15 protein-coding genes, 3 tRNA genes and 1 riboswitch are annotated in these 17,304 nt (G+C 59.9%); of the genes, 13 read left to right on the top strand and 5 right to left on the bottom strand.

Annotated features, from left to right (window positions below; translation table 11 throughout):
• Positions 1-21 precede the first annotated feature (21 nt).
• Positions 22-984 (bottom strand): DNA-3-methyladenine glycosylase family protein, encoded by a 963-nt coding sequence (locus tag OF385_RS11475; protein ID WP_264275480.1) that lies wholly within the window; start codon positions 982-984, stop codon positions 22-24.
• A gap of 138 nt (positions 985-1,122) precedes the next feature.
• Here OF385_RS11475 and OF385_RS11470 point away from each other — a divergent pair, with 138 nt between their 5' ends.
• Both OF385_RS11470 and OF385_RS11465 read left to right on the top strand, forming a co-directional pair.
• A complete protein-coding gene (locus OF385_RS11470) occupies positions 1,123-2,487 on the top strand; it encodes a cystathionine beta-synthase (protein WP_264275479.1) in 1,365 nt (454 codons plus the stop codon).
• 25 nt (positions 2,488-2,512) lie between these two features.
• The gene (locus OF385_RS11465) at positions 2,513-3,670 is read left to right on the top strand and encodes a cystathionine gamma-synthase (protein ID WP_264275478.1); all 1,158 of its coding nucleotides are present in this window, start codon (positions 2,513-2,515) and stop codon (positions 3,668-3,670) included.
• An 82-nt stretch (positions 3,671-3,752) separates the two neighbouring features.
• Here OF385_RS11465 and OF385_RS11460 read toward each other — a convergent pair whose 3' ends face one another.
• Positions 3,753-4,169, bottom strand: a complete 417-nt coding sequence (locus tag OF385_RS11460; RefSeq protein ID WP_264275477.1) for a hypothetical protein — start codon at positions 4,167-4,169, stop codon at positions 3,753-3,755.
• A 306-nt stretch (positions 4,170-4,475) separates the two neighbouring features.
• Here OF385_RS11460 and OF385_RS11455 point away from each other — a divergent pair, with 306 nt between their 5' ends.
• Positions 4,476-6,377, top strand: a complete 1,902-nt coding sequence (locus OF385_RS11455; RefSeq protein ID WP_264275476.1) for a DEAD/DEAH box helicase — start codon at positions 4,476-4,478, stop codon at positions 6,375-6,377.
• Between the two features lie 113 nt (positions 6,378-6,490).
• Here the strand turns inward: OF385_RS11455 and thiC are convergent, their stop codons facing one another.
• Complete coding sequence (gene thiC / locus OF385_RS11450; protein WP_319019093.1) at positions 6,491-8,233, bottom strand: phosphomethylpyrimidine synthase ThiC; 1,743 nt, start codon at positions 8,231-8,233, stop codon at positions 6,491-6,493.
• A riboswitch (TPP riboswitch) is annotated at positions 8,229-8,338 on the bottom strand. Its footprint overlaps the gene before it by 5 nt.
• 176 nt (positions 8,339-8,514) lie before the next feature.
• Positions 8,515-8,586, bottom strand: a tRNA-Thr gene (locus tag OF385_RS11445).
• A 519-nt stretch (positions 8,587-9,105) separates the two neighbouring features.
• Here OF385_RS11445 and OF385_RS11440 point away from each other — a divergent pair.
• Both OF385_RS11440 and OF385_RS11435 read left to right on the top strand, forming a co-directional pair.
• Positions 9,106-9,177: transfer RNA gene (locus tag OF385_RS11440), tRNA-Thr, on the top strand.
• A gap of 47 nt (positions 9,178-9,224) precedes the next feature.
• Positions 9,225-9,298, top strand: a tRNA-Met gene (locus OF385_RS11435).
• Positions 9,299-9,421: 123 nt separating this feature from the next.
• Here OF385_RS11435 and OF385_RS11430 read toward each other — a convergent pair.
• Positions 9,422-10,144 carry a GTP pyrophosphokinase family protein gene (locus tag OF385_RS11430; RefSeq protein ID WP_264275474.1) on the bottom strand — a complete coding sequence of 241 codons (723 nt, stop codon included), beginning with the start codon at positions 10,142-10,144 and terminating at the stop codon, positions 9,422-9,424.
• A gap of 230 nt (positions 10,145-10,374) precedes the next feature.
• On the opposite strand from OF385_RS11430, the gene OF385_RS11425 reads away from it, so the two are divergent.
• From OF385_RS11425 to OF385_RS11390, 8 genes are all read left to right on the top strand, one after another.
• The gene (locus OF385_RS11425; RefSeq protein ID WP_264275473.1) at positions 10,375-11,148 is read left to right on the top strand and encodes a helix-turn-helix domain-containing protein; all 774 of its coding nucleotides are present in this window, start codon (positions 10,375-10,377) and stop codon (positions 11,146-11,148) included.
• Positions 11,149-11,341: 193 nt separating this feature from the next.
• A complete protein-coding gene (locus tag OF385_RS11420) occupies positions 11,342-12,391 on the top strand; it encodes an iron-siderophore ABC transporter substrate-binding protein (protein ID WP_264275472.1) in 1,050 nt (349 codons plus the stop codon).
• A 57-nt stretch (positions 12,392-12,448) separates the two neighbouring features.
• Positions 12,449-13,492, top strand: a complete 1,044-nt coding sequence (locus tag OF385_RS11415; RefSeq protein WP_264275471.1) for a FecCD family ABC transporter permease — start codon at positions 12,449-12,451, stop codon at positions 13,490-13,492.
• Positions 13,489-14,589 (top strand): FecCD family ABC transporter permease, encoded by a 1,101-nt coding sequence (locus OF385_RS11410; protein ID WP_264275470.1) that lies wholly within the window; start codon positions 13,489-13,491, stop codon positions 14,587-14,589. The genes OF385_RS11415 and OF385_RS11410 overlap by 4 nt, the downstream gene beginning before the upstream one ends.
• Complete coding sequence (locus OF385_RS11405; protein ID WP_264275469.1) at positions 14,589-15,401, top strand: ABC transporter ATP-binding protein; 813 nt, start codon at positions 14,589-14,591, stop codon at positions 15,399-15,401. Before OF385_RS11410 ends, OF385_RS11405 begins: the two co-directional genes overlap by 1 nt.
• 52 nt (positions 15,402-15,453) lie before the next feature.
• Positions 15,454-16,395 carry a DUF2797 domain-containing protein gene (locus OF385_RS11400; RefSeq protein ID WP_264275468.1) on the top strand — a complete coding sequence of 314 codons (942 nt, stop codon included), beginning with the start codon at positions 15,454-15,456 and terminating at the stop codon, positions 16,393-16,395.
• Positions 16,396-16,485: 90 nt separating this feature from the next.
• On the top strand, positions 16,486-16,761 hold the full coding sequence (locus OF385_RS11395; RefSeq protein WP_264275467.1) for a hypothetical protein: 276 nt from the start codon (positions 16,486-16,488) through the stop codon (positions 16,759-16,761).
• Positions 16,762-16,856: 95 nt separating this feature from the next.
• On the top strand, positions 16,857-17,303 hold the full coding sequence (locus OF385_RS11390) for a MaoC family dehydratase N-terminal domain-containing protein (protein ID WP_022874177.1): 447 nt from the start codon (positions 16,857-16,859) through the stop codon (positions 17,301-17,303).
• The last annotated feature ends 1 nt before the right edge of the window (position 17,304 follow it).

Here is a 17,304-nt window from a genome sequence, read left to right as displayed (position 1 = left end):
AAAGCTTGTGGGCTTCGGGCCCTACCTCTGCCGGTGATCCAGCGGAGCGTAGCGGGGCCCGAAGCTTTGTTTTTTCTGTCCAGAAAGTCCCAGCAACCGGACGACCCGCTGCCGATGCGGGGCGTAGGGCGCCATGAGCGCCAGCATCTGCTGATCGGTCATCCGGCGCCCGGTGAGCACCTGGCCAACAAAATCAGCCAAATGGAAGTCACCCACCGATATGTGGTCGGCAGAGCCATGCGAGCGCTGCAATGTTTCGGCAATGGTCCATGGACCGATCCCAGGAACAGAACCCATGGCCGCTTCAAGGGTTCCCGGAGCTTTTGCCGTCGGCCTTGGCTCGTTGAGCGGCTTATCGGCCCACCAGTCCAGGGCCCCGGATACCTGGACGAATTTTCTGATGGTCTCCGCCCGCTTGCCTTCAACGCGGGCCGTCTGCCAATCCCAACGCTGCACTTGAGCAAGTTCCTGCGCCGAGGGAAATATTCTCAATCCATCAGGGACCGGCCCAGGAGCCGGATGACCCAGATTCCTGATCAGCCAACGCCATGCATAGTTCGCTTCAATGCCAGTGACCCGTTGCTCCAAAATCGCACCGATGGCATGTTCAAAGATCCTGCCGGTTTTAGGCAGCACGAGATCCGGATGCTCGGCGCGGGTGCGAACGACAATTTCCGGGAACGCGCCTGAGCAAACCTGCTCATCAAAATCGCTCCAGTCGTCTTCGGCACCCAAAAGCAGCGGCGCGCGTTCTATCGCCCATGATCCACCGGAGCCCCACGCTTGGAAGTCAGCCGGTCCATGGCGCTGCGGCATGGAAATGTGCAAGGTCGCCGGACCCTCGGGCGTGGCAAAAGCTAGCCAAGCCTCGGTTTCCGAAAGCTTGATGGTCGGGTCGCCTAGGCCGCGACGCAGGATTCCCAACGACTTGACCAGCGACACGGGCGATCCGGGGGAGAAACCTGCGCTCCAAGATTTCTGCATATTTCGCATCATATAGTCTGCGACAGATAGGAAGGCAACAGCGAGTCTCTAGCACTGATGAAAAGACCACGTCCACTGCATGACGTTTCGCTACGTTCCGGAACGACATGTATGACGAGCGCCGGTAAAGTTCTTGACATGAAGTATGCGTCCACAGTTTTAGATCTGATCGGTAATACCCCGCTGGTGAAGCTCAACCACGTGACCGACGGCATCAAAGCCACGGTACTGGTCAAACTCGAATACTTGAACCCAGGCGGTTCCATCAAGGATCGTATTGCGTTGAAGATGGTTGAGCGCGCCGAAGAGCGAGGCCAGCTCAAGCCAGGCGGAACCATCGTGGAGCCAACCAGTGGCAACACCGGTGTCGGCTTGGCCATGGTCGGTCAACTCAAGGGATACAAGACGATCTTCGTTACCCCGGATAAGGTCGGCGAGGAAAAACGCGACGTGCTGCGCGCCTACGGTGCCAAAGTCGTCGTGACCCCTACCGCTGTCGCGCCGGACTCGCCAGAGTCCTACTACGGAGTCTCCGACCGCCTGGTCACCGAAATTGAAGGCGCTTACAAGCCGGACCAATTCTCCAACCCAGGGGCACCGGACAGCCACTTCGAAACCACTGGTCCGGAAATATGGAACGACACCGATGGCAAGGTCACCCATGCGGTGATCAGCGCCGGGACCGGCGGCACTATCACCGGCACAGGGCGCTACCTCAAGCAGATTTCCGCTGACCGCGATTCGGGGCCGGTCAAGATCATCGCCGCCGACCCGGATGGCTCGGTTTACTCCGGCGGCACCGGTCGCCCTTACTTTGTCGAGGGCGTTGGCGAAGACATGTGGCCGGGCAACTACGACCCATCGGTGCCCGATGAGGTCGAAGCTGTCACTGACGCCGAGGCTTTTGCGATGACCCGTAGACTGGCCAACGAGGAGGGACTGCTCTTGGGCGGGTCCTCTGGCATGGCCGTCGTGGCTGCGCTGCGTGCCGCCCGCAACCTGGGTGAAGATGACGTTGTCGTGGTGATCGCACCCGATGGCGGACGCGGCTATCTTGCCAAGATCTTCAACGACAACTGGATGATGCAGCAGGGCTTCACCACCGACGAATACTCCGCACTGGACTTCATCGGCTCCGCGCTGTCCAAGCAGGGATCCGGGACGATTAGCGAAGACGCCTCGTTGCTCGAGGCAGCCAAGGCACTGCGTGAACAAGGGGCCGACGCGCTGGTCGTTTCGGCAGCGGCTCTTCCAGCTCGCATCGGCGAGGTGCGAGGCGTCATCGGCGCCAGCACATTGACCGATGCCCTGCTCTCCGGCGCGGAGTCAACGAGCACCATCAAGGAACTGGGAAGCCTGCCCATGCCGCTGATCGGCGTGGCCGACACCTTGGATAACGCCCAGGAACTGCTCAAGTCCCATCCGGCCGTGCTGATCACCAAAGCTGGCGAAGTGATCGCCGCTGCCACCGCAGCAGACCTGCTGGCTTACTCGACTCGCTAGAGACTTCTCGAAAGGACTGATATCGATGACCGAAAATACCCAAGGCTCCAACACTCGCTTCGTCCATGCTGGACAGGAATTCGAGCCACGCACCGGCGCCGTCGTGCCGCCATTGCACTTCTCCTCGACTTACGCGCAGGACGGCATCGGCAACCTGCGCAGCGGCTATGAATACGGCCGAGGCGGCAACCCGACCCGCGATGCCTTGCAGGCACAGCTGGCCGGAGCAGAATTCGGCACCCACGCCTTCTCCTTCGGTTCGGGACTTGCCGCCGAGGACTCCCTGATCCGCGCCATCCTTCGCCCAGGGGATCACATTGTGCTCGGAAACGACGCCTACGGTGGAACCTTCCGCTTGATCGACCGCGTCCTGGGCGACTGGGGCATCGGTAATACGCCGGTGAACATGGCTGATGAAGCCGCATTGGCTGCAGCCATCGAGAAGAACAAGGCCAAGCTGGTGTGGGTGGAAACCCCGTCCAACCCGATGATGACCATCACCGATATTGCCAAGGTCGCCGACATCGCCCACGCAGCTGGCGCCTTGCTGGTCGTGGACAACACCTTCGCCAGTCCATTCCTGCAGCAACCGCTGACTTTGGGCGCTGACATCGTGGTGCATTCCACCACCAAGTACATCGGCGGGCACTCCGACGTGGTCGGCGGCGCCGTGATCGTCAAGGACGCTGCCTTGGCGGAAAAGATCGGCTTCATCCAGTTTGCCGTTGGCGCAGTGTCCGGCCCGATGGATGCCTTCTTGACCACCCGTGGCCTGAAGACACTGGGCGTGCGCATGCGTGCCCACTCGGAGAACGCGGCCCAGGTAGCCCAGTGGCTGCGCGAGCGCAGCGAGGTCGAACGCGTGCTGTACCCGGGCTTCGAAGACCACCCAGGCCACGAAATTGCCAGGAAGCAGATGAGCGGCTTCGGCGGCATGGTTTCGGTCCAGTTCAAGGGCGGGGAATCCGCAGCCCGCAAGATTGCCGAAAGCACCAAGCTGTTCACCTTGGCTGAGTCCTTGGGCGGCATTGAGTCATTGATGAACTACCCATCGGAAATGACCCACGCTTCGGTGAAGGGCACCGAGCTAGCCGTGCCGGTGAACCTGCTACGCCTTTCGGTGGGCATCGAAGATCCGGTGGATCTGATCGAGGACCTCGACAAGGCCTTCACCAACCTCTAAGCAGCACAAAAGGATGCGCGGAGCAGTTCATCACTGAATTGCTCCGCGCATCCTTCTTGGGCTTTCACATTCTCGTGCCGAGCTAGCGCTGTCTCTTGGCCGGCTTGGGCGAAACGATATTGAAGTAGCGGTTGCTGCTGGGGATCCACATCAGGGCCACACAGAACATGACAATCGCCGCCAGCAGGGAATAGCGTCCGAAACGCATCAGCAACGGCAAGGCGGTGATCACGCCCAGCCAGGTCAGATTGGTGCGTGCCGAGCGCTGGCCCATGAACAGCCGGTAGCCGAGCACCCCGCAAGCGCAGCCAGCGGCGGCAAAAAACAAGGCCAAGGCAATGGCTCCGAAGTTCAGCGAAGCATCGTCCCTGTGCTCATAAATCAGGAACCCTCCAAAGCCGAGAAACAGCACTCCGGCGAGGAGCCAAAGGAACTGGGCAATCTGCAGGCTCCCGGGGACGGGCTCGTCTGGGCGTCGCGGCAAGAGTGGTTTTTTCACACCTATAACACTACGTGCTTTGTCGCGGTGCCCGATCTCACACGGATTGAGCACTGACAATCAGAGGGGTTACACGTTAGTGTTAAGTGTTCGCGAACATCAGGTTTTTCCTTCGCATCCAGCCCAATTTTTGAGGCCGGAGCCTTCTCGTGTTGTATTTTCCGCAAAGTGTGTGCGGGTCTTTATGTCATAGGGGAGCGCTTGGTGAGCGTGACTTGTATCTGACTGTGCAGCCTATACGTCGTTTCTTTGGGGACGGCCAAGGCCCATCCCCAACGAATGAGGTAATTCTTCGTGTCTTCTGACATGCCCGTAAACACCGACGACAACCAGACCCCAGAAGAGCCAACGGTTGTTTTCTCCGAACTTGGTCTGGATGCCCGCGTGCTTGCAGCACTGGCTGACCTGGGCTATGAAAAGCCATCGCCAATTCAGGCCGCCACCATTCCAATGCTTCTCGAAGGCCGCGACGTTGTCGGCCTGGCCCAGACCGGTACCGGTAAGACCGCCGCCTTCGCGCTTCCTGCCCTGTCCCGCATGGCAGAGCTGGCTGATACCAATGGTCCAGCCCGCACCCCACAGATCCTGGTTCTGGCGCCAACCCGCGAGCTGGCCCTCCAGGTAGCTGAAGCTTTCACTTCCTACGCCAAGTACCTTCCTGACTTCACCGTCTTGCCAGTGTACGGCGGCTCCCCATACGGCCCGCAGCTCAACGGACTGCGCCGCGGTGCTCAGGTTGTTGTTGGTACTCCAGGTCGCGTAATCGACCACATCAACAAGGGTTCTTTGGACCTGTCCAACCTGCAGTACGTGGTTCTCGACGAGGCCGACGAAATGCTGCGCATGGGCTTCGCCGAAGAGGTCGACAAGATCTTGGAAGCCACCCCGGAAGAGAAGCAGGTTGCCCTGTTCTCGGCCACCATGCCACGCACCATCCGCCGCATCGCTTCGGAATACCTGCGCGACCCGCAGGAAGTTGCTGTCAAGTCCAAGCAGTCCACCGGCACCAACATCACCCAGCGCTACCTGCAGGTTATGGGTGCCCACAAGCTGGACGCCATGACCCGCATCCTCGAATCCGAGGAATTCGACGGTGTCATCACCTTCGTACGCACCAAGATGGCTACTGAAGACTTGGCTGACAAGCTGAAGGCCCGTGGCTTCACCGCCGCAGCCATCAATGGCGACATCCCGCAGCAGCAGCGTGAACGCACCGTCGAGAACCTGCGTTCGGGCAAGATCGACATCTTGGTCGCCACCGACGTGGCAGCTCGTGGCCTGGACGTGGAACGCATCAGCCACGTCATCAACTTCGACATCCCGCATGACACCGAGTCCTACGTGCACCGCATCGGCCGTACCGGTCGTGCAGGCCGCTCTGGCGACGCGATCCTGTTCATGACCCCACGCGAAAAGTACCTGCTGCGTGCCATCGAGAAGGCTACCCGCCAGCCGGTGACCCAGATGCAGCTGCCTTCGCTGGATTCGGTGAACAACCGCCGTATCCAGAAGTTCACTGATCGCATTGATCAGACCATCAGCGGCCAGGACCTGACCACCTTCCGTGAAATCGTCGAGAAGTTCGCCGCTGATCACGAAGACCTGGATCAGCTCGAAATCGCGGCTGCGTTGGCTCTGATGGCTCAGGGTGGCCGTCCATTGCTGATGACCGAACCAGTGATTCCTCCTTCGAAGAAGGCCCGCATGGATCGCGATCGCCCAGAGCGCGGCGACCGTGGCGATCGCGGCCCACGTGCCCGCAAGACCGCTGCCGAAGGCAACGCCATGTACCGTCTGGCCATCGGCCGACGCAACCGTGTGCAGCCAGGCTCGATCGTCGGTGCTTTGGCCAACGAAGGCGGCTTCAACTCCTCGGAAATCGGCGGCATTGAAATTCGTTCGGACCACACTTTGGTTGAGTTGCCAGCGGAGCTGAGCAAGGATCAGTGGCGCGCACTGTCCAAGACCCGCATTGGCGGCGAGCTGATCAGCATGGAGCTGGACTCCGGCCGCAAGCCACGTCGTGACGACGAAGGCGACCGCGGCGGCTTCCGTGGCGGACGCGGCGGGGACCGTGGTGGGTTCCGCGGTGGCCGTGGCGGTGGCTTCAACGACCGTCGTGGTGGCGGCGAGAAGCGCTTCGGTGGTCGCGGCGGCAAGGATCGCTTCAGCGATTCGGGCCGCAGCGGCGGACGTCGCGACTACTAAGCCAGCGCTTCCGCAGCTCACCAGCTGCACAGCGAAACGCCCCTGGATCAAGCTTGAGAGCTTGGCCAGGGGCGTTGCCCGTTTAAACCGCGGAAAGCGCGTCTGAACCAGGCCTACGAGGTGGTATTGCCTACCGGGATCTGGTCTCCGAGGTACACCGTTCCGCCGCTGTCGATGAATTCCTTGCTCTTCGCAGCCATTCCCGCCACGGCAGCCTGTTCCTGAGCAGAGCCGAACTCATCACGGATGTCCTGCGATATCCGCATGGAACAGAACTTCGGGCCGCACATCGAGCAGAAGTGGGCCGTCTTGGCGGGTTCCGCGGGCAGGGTTTCATCATGGAATTCCTGCGCGGTCACCGGATCCAGGCTCAACGCGAACTGGTCATTCCAGCGGAACTCGAAGCGCGCCTTGCTCAATGCATCATCTCGTGCGGTGGCCCCGGGATGCCCCTTGGCCAGATCTGCGGCGTGGGCGGCGATCTTATACGTGATCACACCGGTTTTCACGTCATCGCGATTAGGCAGTCCCAGATGTTCCTTGGGGGTGACATAGCAGAGCATGGCGGTGCCATAGCGGGCGATTTCGGTGGCACCGATAGCGCTGGTGATGTGATCGTAGCCGGGTGCGACATCGGTGACCAGCGGACCGAGCGTATAGAAGGGCGCGCCGTCGCACAGTTCCTGTTGGCGTTCCACATTCTCGCGGACCATATGGAATGGAATATGTCCCGGCCCTTCCACCATGACCTGCACGTCGTACTCCCACGCGCGCTGGGTCAATTCGGCCAGCGTATCCAGTTCAGCGAACTGGGCGGCGTCATTTGCATCGGCGATGGAGCCCGGACGCAGCCCGTCACCCAAGGAGAAGGCGACATCATACTGGGCGAAGATCTCGCAGAGCTCGTCAAAGTGGGTGTAGAGGAAGTTCTCTTCATGATGGGCCAGGCACCACCCTGCCATGATGGACCCGCCGCGCGAAACGATCCCGGTGACGCGGTTCGCCGACAGCGGGACATAGCGCAAGAGCACGCCGGCATGGATGGTCATATAGTCCACGCCCTGCTCGCATTGCTCAATAACGGTGTCGCGGAATATCTCCCAGGTCAGGGCGTTCGCTTCCCCATTGACCTTTTCCAGTGCCTGGTAGATCGGCACGGTGCCGATGGGGACCGGCGAATTTCGAATGATCCATTCACGGGTGGTGTGGATGTCATCGCCGGTCGATAGGTCCATCACAGTGTCTGCGCCCCATTTGGTGGCCCACTGCAATTTGGAGACTTCTTCTGCAATGGAGCTGGTCACGGCGGAATTGCCGATATTCGCGTTGATCTTCACCAAGAATGCTTTGCCGATGATCATCGGTTCGGATTCAGGATGGTTGATATTCGAGGGGATGATCGCTCGTCCGGCGGCAAGTTCGCTGCGCACCAGTTCGATATCGCAGTCCTCGCGCAGGGCAACGTAACGCATTTCCGGGGTGATGATCCCGGCGCGAGCGTAGTGCATTTGCGTCACCGTTGCCCCGTCAGCGGCCTTGAGCGGGGGAGCGGAGCGTCCTGCCCACTCTTCGCTTGCGGTGCCCCGTCGGACCGCTGAACGGCCATCGTCATGCAGGTTCCGTGCGCGCCCCGCATATCTCTGCACGTCTCCACGCTCAAGAATCCAGGATTCCCGAAACGGTGTCAGTCCTTGCGTTGGTTCGCTTCCCGGCCCGCTGGTGCGATACACAACCACTGGCTCGTTGGGCTGGCCATTGGGGGAGTCCGCAAGCTTGATCTGCGTAACCGGAACTGAAATCCCATCGGCTTCGCGAAACGCGAGAGAGTGGGCGGAATGCTGTTCAAATTGTTCCATTGAGAAACTCACTTCCTTCGCCGGCATTACCCGGACAGGTTCAACGGTCGCGGACAGCTGCAGTCCGATCTCAGCCCCTGCCATGGGGCTCCCGTGTGGTCGCAGATGACACTAGCACGAAAATTTCTGGTGGAGGCAACCAGAGTCCACATCGTGACTGCAACGCGATGAAGGGAACCGGTAAAAGAACGAAGAAAAATTGGCCCGTTTCGAGCCAGAAATAAAGTTCGCGGAGAACGAAAAGAGAGACAATCTGGATCCAGATTGTCTCTCTTATTTCGAGCCCCCTGCCGGAATCGATCCGGCGACCTCGTTCTTACCAAGAACGCGCTCTACCACTGAGCTAAGGGGGCAACGAGTAAATACTCTACACAGGTTTTTGGTGTTTGCAAAATCCTGAACGCATTTGTAGTTGAGGTCACAAGAGTCCTACTCAAGTCATGAATGAAGGCTATATGCCAAGCGCCATCCGGATGTTCATGATGGTCGGAATAATCGCGACGAAAGGCTCTCGATTTCCGATCAGCCAACGATGGAATACGGCGACAAGAGATTTATTGGCCAGGCGCATTGGATTTATCGCGCGGCTCCATTGGTCGACACTACCTGGCTTGGGAACGCGAGGTTTCAGGTATGGATTCGCTGGAGGAATGAACGGCGTATCCGGCTGGCTGTTATCTGGGATTGGCCACCAAATTCCGCTCAGTGAGCATCGTCACCCAAGCACTTTTGTGCCAAGGATCGTCCCGCCTGAACCAGAGGGTTTGGTAAAGCTCGTTCTGACTAGTAATTATTCGCGATTCAAGCCGTCGTTGGACAGCAAGATCTCGATTTTTGTTTGCACGAGAATCCGTGTAGAGTATTTACTCGTTGCCCCCTTAGCTCAGTGGTAGAGCGCGTTCTTGGTAAGAACGAGGTCGCCGGATCGATTCCGGCAGGGGGCTCTGAGTGAGAAGCCTTCTTGGCTTCTACTGGATTGCTTCTCACTTGTGGCGGCGTAGCTCAGCTGGTTAGAGCGCACGACTCATAATCGTGAGGTCCCGGGATCGAGTCCCGGCGCCGCTACAGATTTAGCCCCGGAATCCTGTTGGATTCCGGGGCTTTCTCGTCCCCGGAACTTCTGAAAATTGAAATGCCTCCGAGCGCATCAAATTTGCAGCCGGAGGCATTTCATCGTTCAGGGTGCAGCTACTCTTTCTCGCCCTGTTCCTTGCTTGTCGAGGCTTCCTTGGCGAGCATCAACAGACCTTGGATTACGTCAGAATCCACTTCTTGGCCCTCGGGTTTCTCGCTGTTGGCATCATGGCCATGAACTTCTGTGTGCAGCCGCTGCATCTGCATATCAAGCTTCGTGGCCACGGCCGCGGCGTCGGCGAGTTCTGTAGCCAAATGCGCTGGTACTTCACCATCGTATTTGTAGAAAATCTTGTGCTCCAGGCTGGCCCAGAAATCCTGGGCGATCGTTCTGATCTGCAGCTCGACGACGACATCGATCGGCCCGTCGGAGAGGAAGACGGGGATTTCAACGATGGCGTGCACGCTCTTGTATCCGCTGGGCTTGGGGTTCTTTATATAGTCCTTGATCTGGATGACGCGGATGTCATTTTGCGCCGTCAAGGTATTGAGTACCTTGTAGATGTCTTTCACGAAGCTGCAAGTGATGCGGACGCCGGCAATGTCGCTGATGTTTTCGCGGATTGCCGTGAGCGAGGGATGGATATTCCTCTGGCTCACTTTGCGCATGATGCTCTCAGGCGTTTTCACCCTGGAGGTGATGTGCTCAATGGGGTTGTACTTGTGCAGGTAGAGGAACTCTTCACGAAGAATGGAAACCTTGGTGAGTACCTCGTCGACGGCAAATTGGTATTCCATCATGAAACGCTGGAACTGAAGCCGGAATGCTTGAGACATTTCTTGTAGTTCGCCAGAGCTTAGATTTGCCGTAGAAGGCAGCGGGATGACGCCGCTATTTTCCTCTGGATATGGAGTGGAAATCCTAAATCACCTCTACAGGTTGGGGCGAAGTCAACAGACATGAACGCTCTATAGTTTTAGCGTAGGTCATCCGTCTAAGAATTAAGCTAGAAGAAGTCGTGAATCTATCGGGTGGACGTGGTGATTTGCGAAAAGGAGTGCGGGACATGATTGAAGAGCGGATGCTGCCGACCTATGCAGCCGGCGCGATTGACGTTCCATTTGTCATCGGATTTTTTCAGGAGCGCGTTCAGGTGGACACCTGCTGGCCATCACATTCCCATCCGACGCATGAGCTGCTCTGGAACCAGCAGGGAGTCTCGTCGGTCAGCGTTGGCCCGAAGACGTGGACCATCACCCCGGTGCTAGGAGTCTGGATGCCTGCAGGTGTTTTGCACGAGGGGGCTGCCCGAGCGGACAGCGTGTGCAATATGAGCCATTTCGGAATCACCAGCGTTGATTCGATTGCCGAAGAGCCTGTTCCCGTAGTCATTGCCCCGCTATTGCGTCTGCTCTTGGAACGCCTGGCGGATCCTGGGCTGACGCCAAAGTCGCGTGCCATCACGGAAGCCGCGGCGATGGATAACCTTCAACCCGCGCCGGGGTGCCTGGCTATTCACGTGCCGCAGTCCGAATTACTGCAGCCGATAGTCGCAGAGATGATCGGCCAGCCGAAGCCTGCGCCCAGTCTTCAGCAATGGGCCGACCGGTTGGGGGTGAGTGGACGAACCATCTCCCGGGCGTTCCAGGCGGAAACCGGTATCGGATACTCGAGATGGGCGGGTTCATTGCATGCCCAGCAAGCCATGGAGATGGTGGCAGGCGGGGAAGATCTTCAAGATATCGCCCAACTTTTGGGGTTCAGCTCGCAGAGTTCGTTGGGAGCGGCGTTTCGCCGGAACACCGGGTTCACGCTTTCATCTTTCCGCGACACCAAGTAGGCGTGTCAGTTTCGCGCGAATATTGTCAATTTCGCGTGATTGCGAACTTTTGACGCGATCCATATGATAGGGAGGAAAGGCTCACCTAAGTGGATTGCTAAACGGGACTCATTCGTATTACTTGACGTTGTCCTTGTTGTCATCAGCACCTGAAAGTTGGGCACACTCGCTGACACCTCGTGGAGAATCACCCATGCCCGCATTACGCCGCACCTTCTGGAAACCTCTTGCTCTCATCTCAGCCGCAGCACTGGCATTGACCGGTTGCTCATCAGCCGCGACCGGCTCCGAAGAACAGACAGCTGCCGCGTCTGAAGATCAACAGAGCTTCCCCCAGAGCATCAAACATGCGCTGGGTACCGCGGAAATCGAGAAAAAACCTGAGCGGATTGCCACCGTGAACTGGTCCAACCAGGAAGTTCCGCTGGCCCTCGGCGTCGTCCCGGTAGGCATGGCCGCCGCAAACTTCGGCGACGACGATGGCGACGGCATCCTGCCTTGGGTCGAAGAGAAACTCACTGAACTCGGCGGAGAGGCTCCCGTGCTCTTTGACGAAACCGACGGCGTGGACTTCGAAGCTGTCGCTGACTCGAATCCTGACCTGATCCTGGCCGGGTACTCGGGTCTTACCGCGGAAGACTACGAGATTCTGAGCCAAATCGCTCCAGTCGTGGCCTATCCCGAAGCCGCCTGGTCCACCAGCTGGCGCGAGAACATCGAACTCAGTTCCCGAGCCATGGGCCAAGAAGCCGAAGGCAAGGAAATGATCGAAAGCATCGAAAAGGAGATTGCTGAAGGCCTCGATGAGCACCCGAACATCGCCGGAAAATCGGTGATGTTCGTGACTCACGTTGACCCATCGGATCTGTCCACGGTCAACTTCTACACCACCCACGACACCCGTACCGCGTTCTTCGATGATCTTGGCATGACCACACCGAAGGCTGTCGCCCAAGCATCCAGCGGTGAAGTTAAATTCTCCGGAGAAATTTCCGCAGAGAATGTTGATGAGCTTTCGGACGTCGACGTCATTGTCACCTACGGTGATGACTCCCTCATCGACACGCTCGAAGCAGATCCTCTGCTCTCCCAGATGCCGGCAGTCAAAAACGATGCAATCGTCGCCCTGGACGGCAGCGGACCACTGGGAACCGCAGCCAATCCCACTCCATTGGCGATTTCCTGGGTGCTCGATGACTACCTGGACCTGCTTGATGAAGCGGCAGCAAAGGCCGGCAAATAACAGCCTGATCACCGCTGTCTGCACACCGAAAGCTGAAGGTCGGGGAAACCCCTCACTATGAATGAAGTAGCGACCCGTCGCGGCGAGGCCGGCGAACTAATTCGTCAGCCTCGCCAAAGGCGTCTGTTCTGGCTGGTCATGGCGATTCTCATCCTGCTTGCGCTGGCCCTCGGATCCGTGGCCATCGGAGCCAGAAACGTCTCGCCGGCAGACATATGGGAAGGGCTGCAAGGCCACAGCGACAACGTATCCCAAGCGGCAGTTGTCAAACGCGTGCCCCGCACTGTCCTCGCGCTGGTCATCGGCGCGGCCCTGGGGCTCTCCGGGGCGATCATGCAAGCGGTGACCAGGAACCCGCTAGCGGACCCCAGCATCCTCGGCGTCAACATGGGTGCATCCCTCGCCGTGGTCATGGGCATCACCTGGTTCGGCATCACCACCGCCCATGGCTACATCTGGGCCGCGATCCTCGGCGGGGCCGTTGCCGCAGTTTTCGTCTACGTGGTCGGCTCCATGGGACGCGGGGGAGCGACCCCTTTGAAACTGGCGTTGGCTGGCGCGGCTACTTCGGCGGCGCTGACATCATTTGTCACCGCGATCTCGCTGCCCCGAGCGGATCTGGCCGACATCATCCGCTCGTGGCAAATTGGCGGGGTTGGCGGGGCGACCTTCGCCAACGTAGCCCCCATGCTGCCCTTCTTGGCCGTGGGACTTCTCATTGCGATGGGCAGCGCCAATTCGCTGAACTCCCTGGCCCTGGGCGATGAACTCGCGGCCGGGCTCGGGGAAAAAGTCATGCTGGTCCGCGCCGTCTCGGCACTGTCGGCGGTCATTCTCTGCGGTGCCGCTACTGCCATGGCGGGCCCGATCGGTTTTGTCGGACTGGTGGTCCCGCATATGTGCCGCCTGCTGTTGGGCGTTGACCAGCGGTGGCTCCTGCCCTTCTCCGCGCTGGCAGGAGCTGGCTTGCTGGTGTTCTCCGATATCCTCGGACGCATCGTCGCCCGGCCCGGAGAACTCGACGTTGGCATCCTGACCGCCCTGATTGGCGCGCCAGTCTTCATTCTCATGGTGCGCCGTTCAAAGGTACGAGAACTGTGAACACATCTATCACACAAGCCGGAACACAGACCACGGCCCATGCGCTGACCACGAGCACTGGCGAACGCGCAACCCTGATCAACCAGTTGCGCAATGCCCGCGGACAACGCACCAGGGAACGGAGGATTATCATTGCCATTCTCGGCTTGATGGTGCTGGCCATGGTCATAGCCAGCCTGTGCCTGGGGCAGACCAATTATTCACCAGCCCAGGTATGGCAAGTGATCCTTGGCCACAAGGTCCCGGGTGCGAGTTTCACCGTCGGCACCCTGCGGCTGCCGCGTACCGCCATGGCCCTGGTGGCCGGCTTGAGCTTCGGCTTGGCCGGGGTGAGCTTCCAGACCTTGCTGCGCAATCCATTGGCCAGCCCCGACGTCATCGGCATCAGTACCGGCGCCTCCGCCGCGGCGGCCTTCGCGATTGTCATCCTGTCGCTCTCGGGCACAGTGGTCTCCGTTTTCGCCATCGTGGCAGGGCTGGTCATTGCAACGCTGATCTACCTGCTCTCCTACAAGGGCGGGGCCGCCGGTACGCGGTTGATCCTGGTTGGCATCGGCGTAGCTGCGATGCTGGAATCGCTGATTAGCTGGGTGCTGACCCAGGCTGGGCAATGGGACCTGCAAGAAGCCACTCGCTGGCTTACCGGGAGCCTGAACGGCAGCACCTGGGCTGACACCCTGCCCGCGCTGATCGCCCTGGGCATCCTCGGACCGTTGCTGTTGAGCCAGACAAGATACCTGGACAGTCTTCAGATGGGCGACGACACCGCGGCGGCCCTGGGCACGAGGGTAGAGCGCACCCGGATCATGGTGATCATGGCGGCCGTCGGACTGATCTCTTTCGCCACCGCAGCCACCGGCCCCATCGCGTTCGTGGCATTCCTCTCCGGCCCCATCGCCAACCGGCTGGTCGGGGCCCGCGGATCAAGGCTTATACCGGCGGCTCTGATCGGTGCGCTGCTCGTGCTGGTGGCGGATTTTGCCGGCCAATACCTCTTGGGAACCAGATTCCCGGTGGGCGTGATCACCGGCGTGCTCGGTGCCCCGTATCTGGTCTACCTCATCACCCGAACCAATCGTGCTGGAGGCTCCCTCTAATGCCACCTCGTGAACTGGCTGTCCAAGACCTGCAGGTCGGATACGGCGAACGCACCATCATCGACGGCCTGGAACTGGCTATCCCGTCCGGCGAGATCAGCTGCATTGTCGGGCCCAACGCCTGCGGCAAATCCACCCTCTTGCGCTCCATGTCCAGGCTGTTGCGCCCCAAAGCCGGGCAGGTGCTTCTAGACGGCAAAGACATCCACCGGATGCAGCCCAAGGCCCTGGCCAAGATGCTCGGCCTGCTGCCGCAAAACCCCATCGCACCGGAAGGCATCACCGTGGCGGACCTCGTGGGCCGTGGCCGCCAACCTCATCAGGGGATTTTCGCCCGTTGGAGCAAGGACGACGACGCCGCGGTGGCCGAAGCCCTCGAAGTCACCAGCACCGTGGAATTAGCCGACCGCCCGGTGGACGAGCTCTCCGGGGGCCAGCGCCAGCGGGTCTGGATCGCCATGGCCTTGGCCCAGGGCACCGAGACCCTCCTGCTTGATGAGCCCACCACCTTCCTGGATGTCAGCCACCAGCTGGATGTGCTGGATCTGCTCACCGACTTGAACCGGCAACGCGGGACGACCGTGGTGATGGTGCTGCACGACTTGAACCTGGCGGCCCGCTACTCGGATCACCTCATCGCCTTGCGTGACGGATCGATCCGCGCCCAGGGCAAGCCTGAAGAAATCCTCACGGCCCAGGTAGTCCATGAAGTGTTCGGGCTGCATTGCCAGGTAATTGCCGACCCGAGCACGCTCAAACCGCTGATCCTGCCAGCAGGACGCCACCACATGCTGGAGCAAGCCGGGCTGTAGCCGACACTGCGGCGTGCCCTAAGGTTGGAGGGGTAACTTCAGGAAGGTATTGATGGAACTCGCTAGCGTTTCCCGGCAGCTCTGCCACGGCATCAGCTTTTCGCAACATGAACCTGCTCCGATGCTTCGGCTGCGTACCGCGGAGAACTGGAGGACCGAGTACCTTGAACAGAACCGCTCGCTGAGCGTGGAAGTCGGGGAGATGAAATTCTGCCTCGGCTACATCACCATGAATGGCGATGGTTCTCGCAATGTCCTTCCCTGCCCCAAAACCAAGGCCCTGCGTACCGGCACCCAGTGCGAGAGCTGTCGTCGGTTGGACCACTCCAAATTCATGCACCACTTCCACAAGACCGGTGAAGCCCCCGAAGGTATGCGAAAATACCTGGAACAACCGCATTTCCTGTATATTGCCAGCTTCGCCCACGGCGCCACCAAAGTCGGAACCACCTCGACCCAAAGCCAATGGACCCGCTTGGCGCAGCAGGGTGCGGTGATTGCCCGCTATATCGCGCGTGCCAACGACGGCACCGCCATCCGAGTCCTGGAAGACCTCGTGACGGAACATGTTGGCTTGAGCCAGCAGGTGCGGCAAAAATCCAAGATCAAGGGACTAGTCGGCTGGGATCTGGACTACCAGCAGCTTGACGCCATCAACCAGCAGGCAGCGAACCAGGCACGTGACTTCCTGGCTGCCCAACGCGGTATGGACACCTATGGGGTCCAGCTGCGGGACGAGCCGTGGGAGCAGCCCGGCTTCGCCCGCCCCGTGATTGATGCCTGGAACGACCGAACACTGCATGCCTGGACCGCGCCTGTGGCGGGATCCCGGCACAAGCTGCGTATCCGCGGGGTGCTGGGCCAAAGCATCATGGCCGACAGCGGAGAAGGCACGACCTTGCGCCTGCTTGATGCCGCCGAGCTCAAAACCCGGCAGGTGGACCTCGCAGAGGAGCGCGGGGAATTCCAGGAAGAACAGTCGGCCCTTTTCTGAGAACCCCAAAGATGTCCTGTTGGTGGAGTCACGGGGAAATGCAGCATTGCCATTGAGTGCTGAAGCGCGGGCTGAACTAGACTTGAATCCATGACCAACACTCCTTGGGAAGCGGCCTCACCGCGCTATAAGAAGCTCGTCTTCACGGCTATGGCCATTATGGGAATCGGCATCATCCTGGCGATCATCGGAGCTAACATTCCATCCTTGCCTACGGTATACACCGCGATCGGCATCATGCTCGTGGGCATGCTCTGCCATATCGCCGGCATGGTTGTCCGCGCCAAGGATGCCCGCCAATGGCGCATCGAGAACGGACTGGCCGCTCCACGCGCCCCCAAGCGCTCGGCCGACGACGCACAATAGGTTTCAGCCAAGGCCACACGGCAAATGGCGGGCCACGGCAAAGAACCCCCGCTGCAGCACGTCATCTTCAGATATAACAACGTTCAGGAGAATCCATGGGCATCAATCCCGAACTGGTGGGGCGCGTCTTCCCCGCCGGCGAGTCCTACCAGGTAGGACGAGAAAAGATCCGCGAATTCGCGCACGCCACCAAGGCCACGTCGCCAGCCCACTTCGATGTGCAGGCCGCCCAGGAACTGGGCTACTCAGATGTTGTCGCTCCGCCGACCTTCGCCATCATCATCGCCCAGCGCGCCGATGCGCAGCTGATCGCCGACCCGGCCTCCGGCATCGACTTCTCCCGCGTGGTGCACGCTGACCAGCGCTTCACCCACCACCGTCCGATTGTGGCCGGAGACGAACTGGTGGCAGAACTGCATGTCGACCAGGTCCGCGAAATGGGCGCCGGCGCCATGATCACCACCCGCGCCGAAATTGCCACCGTGGCCGGCGACAAGGTCGCCACCACCATTTCATCGCTATTGGTACGAGCTGAGGACTAAG

Origin of the sequence: Glutamicibacter sp. JL.03c, from assembly GCF_025854375.1 — a bacterium.
Taxonomy (GTDB): domain Bacteria; phylum Actinomycetota; class Actinomycetes; order Actinomycetales; family Micrococcaceae; genus Glutamicibacter.
The sequence above is the reverse complement of the archived record's forward strand: the minus strand, read 5'-3'. Positions and strand labels throughout refer to the sequence as shown.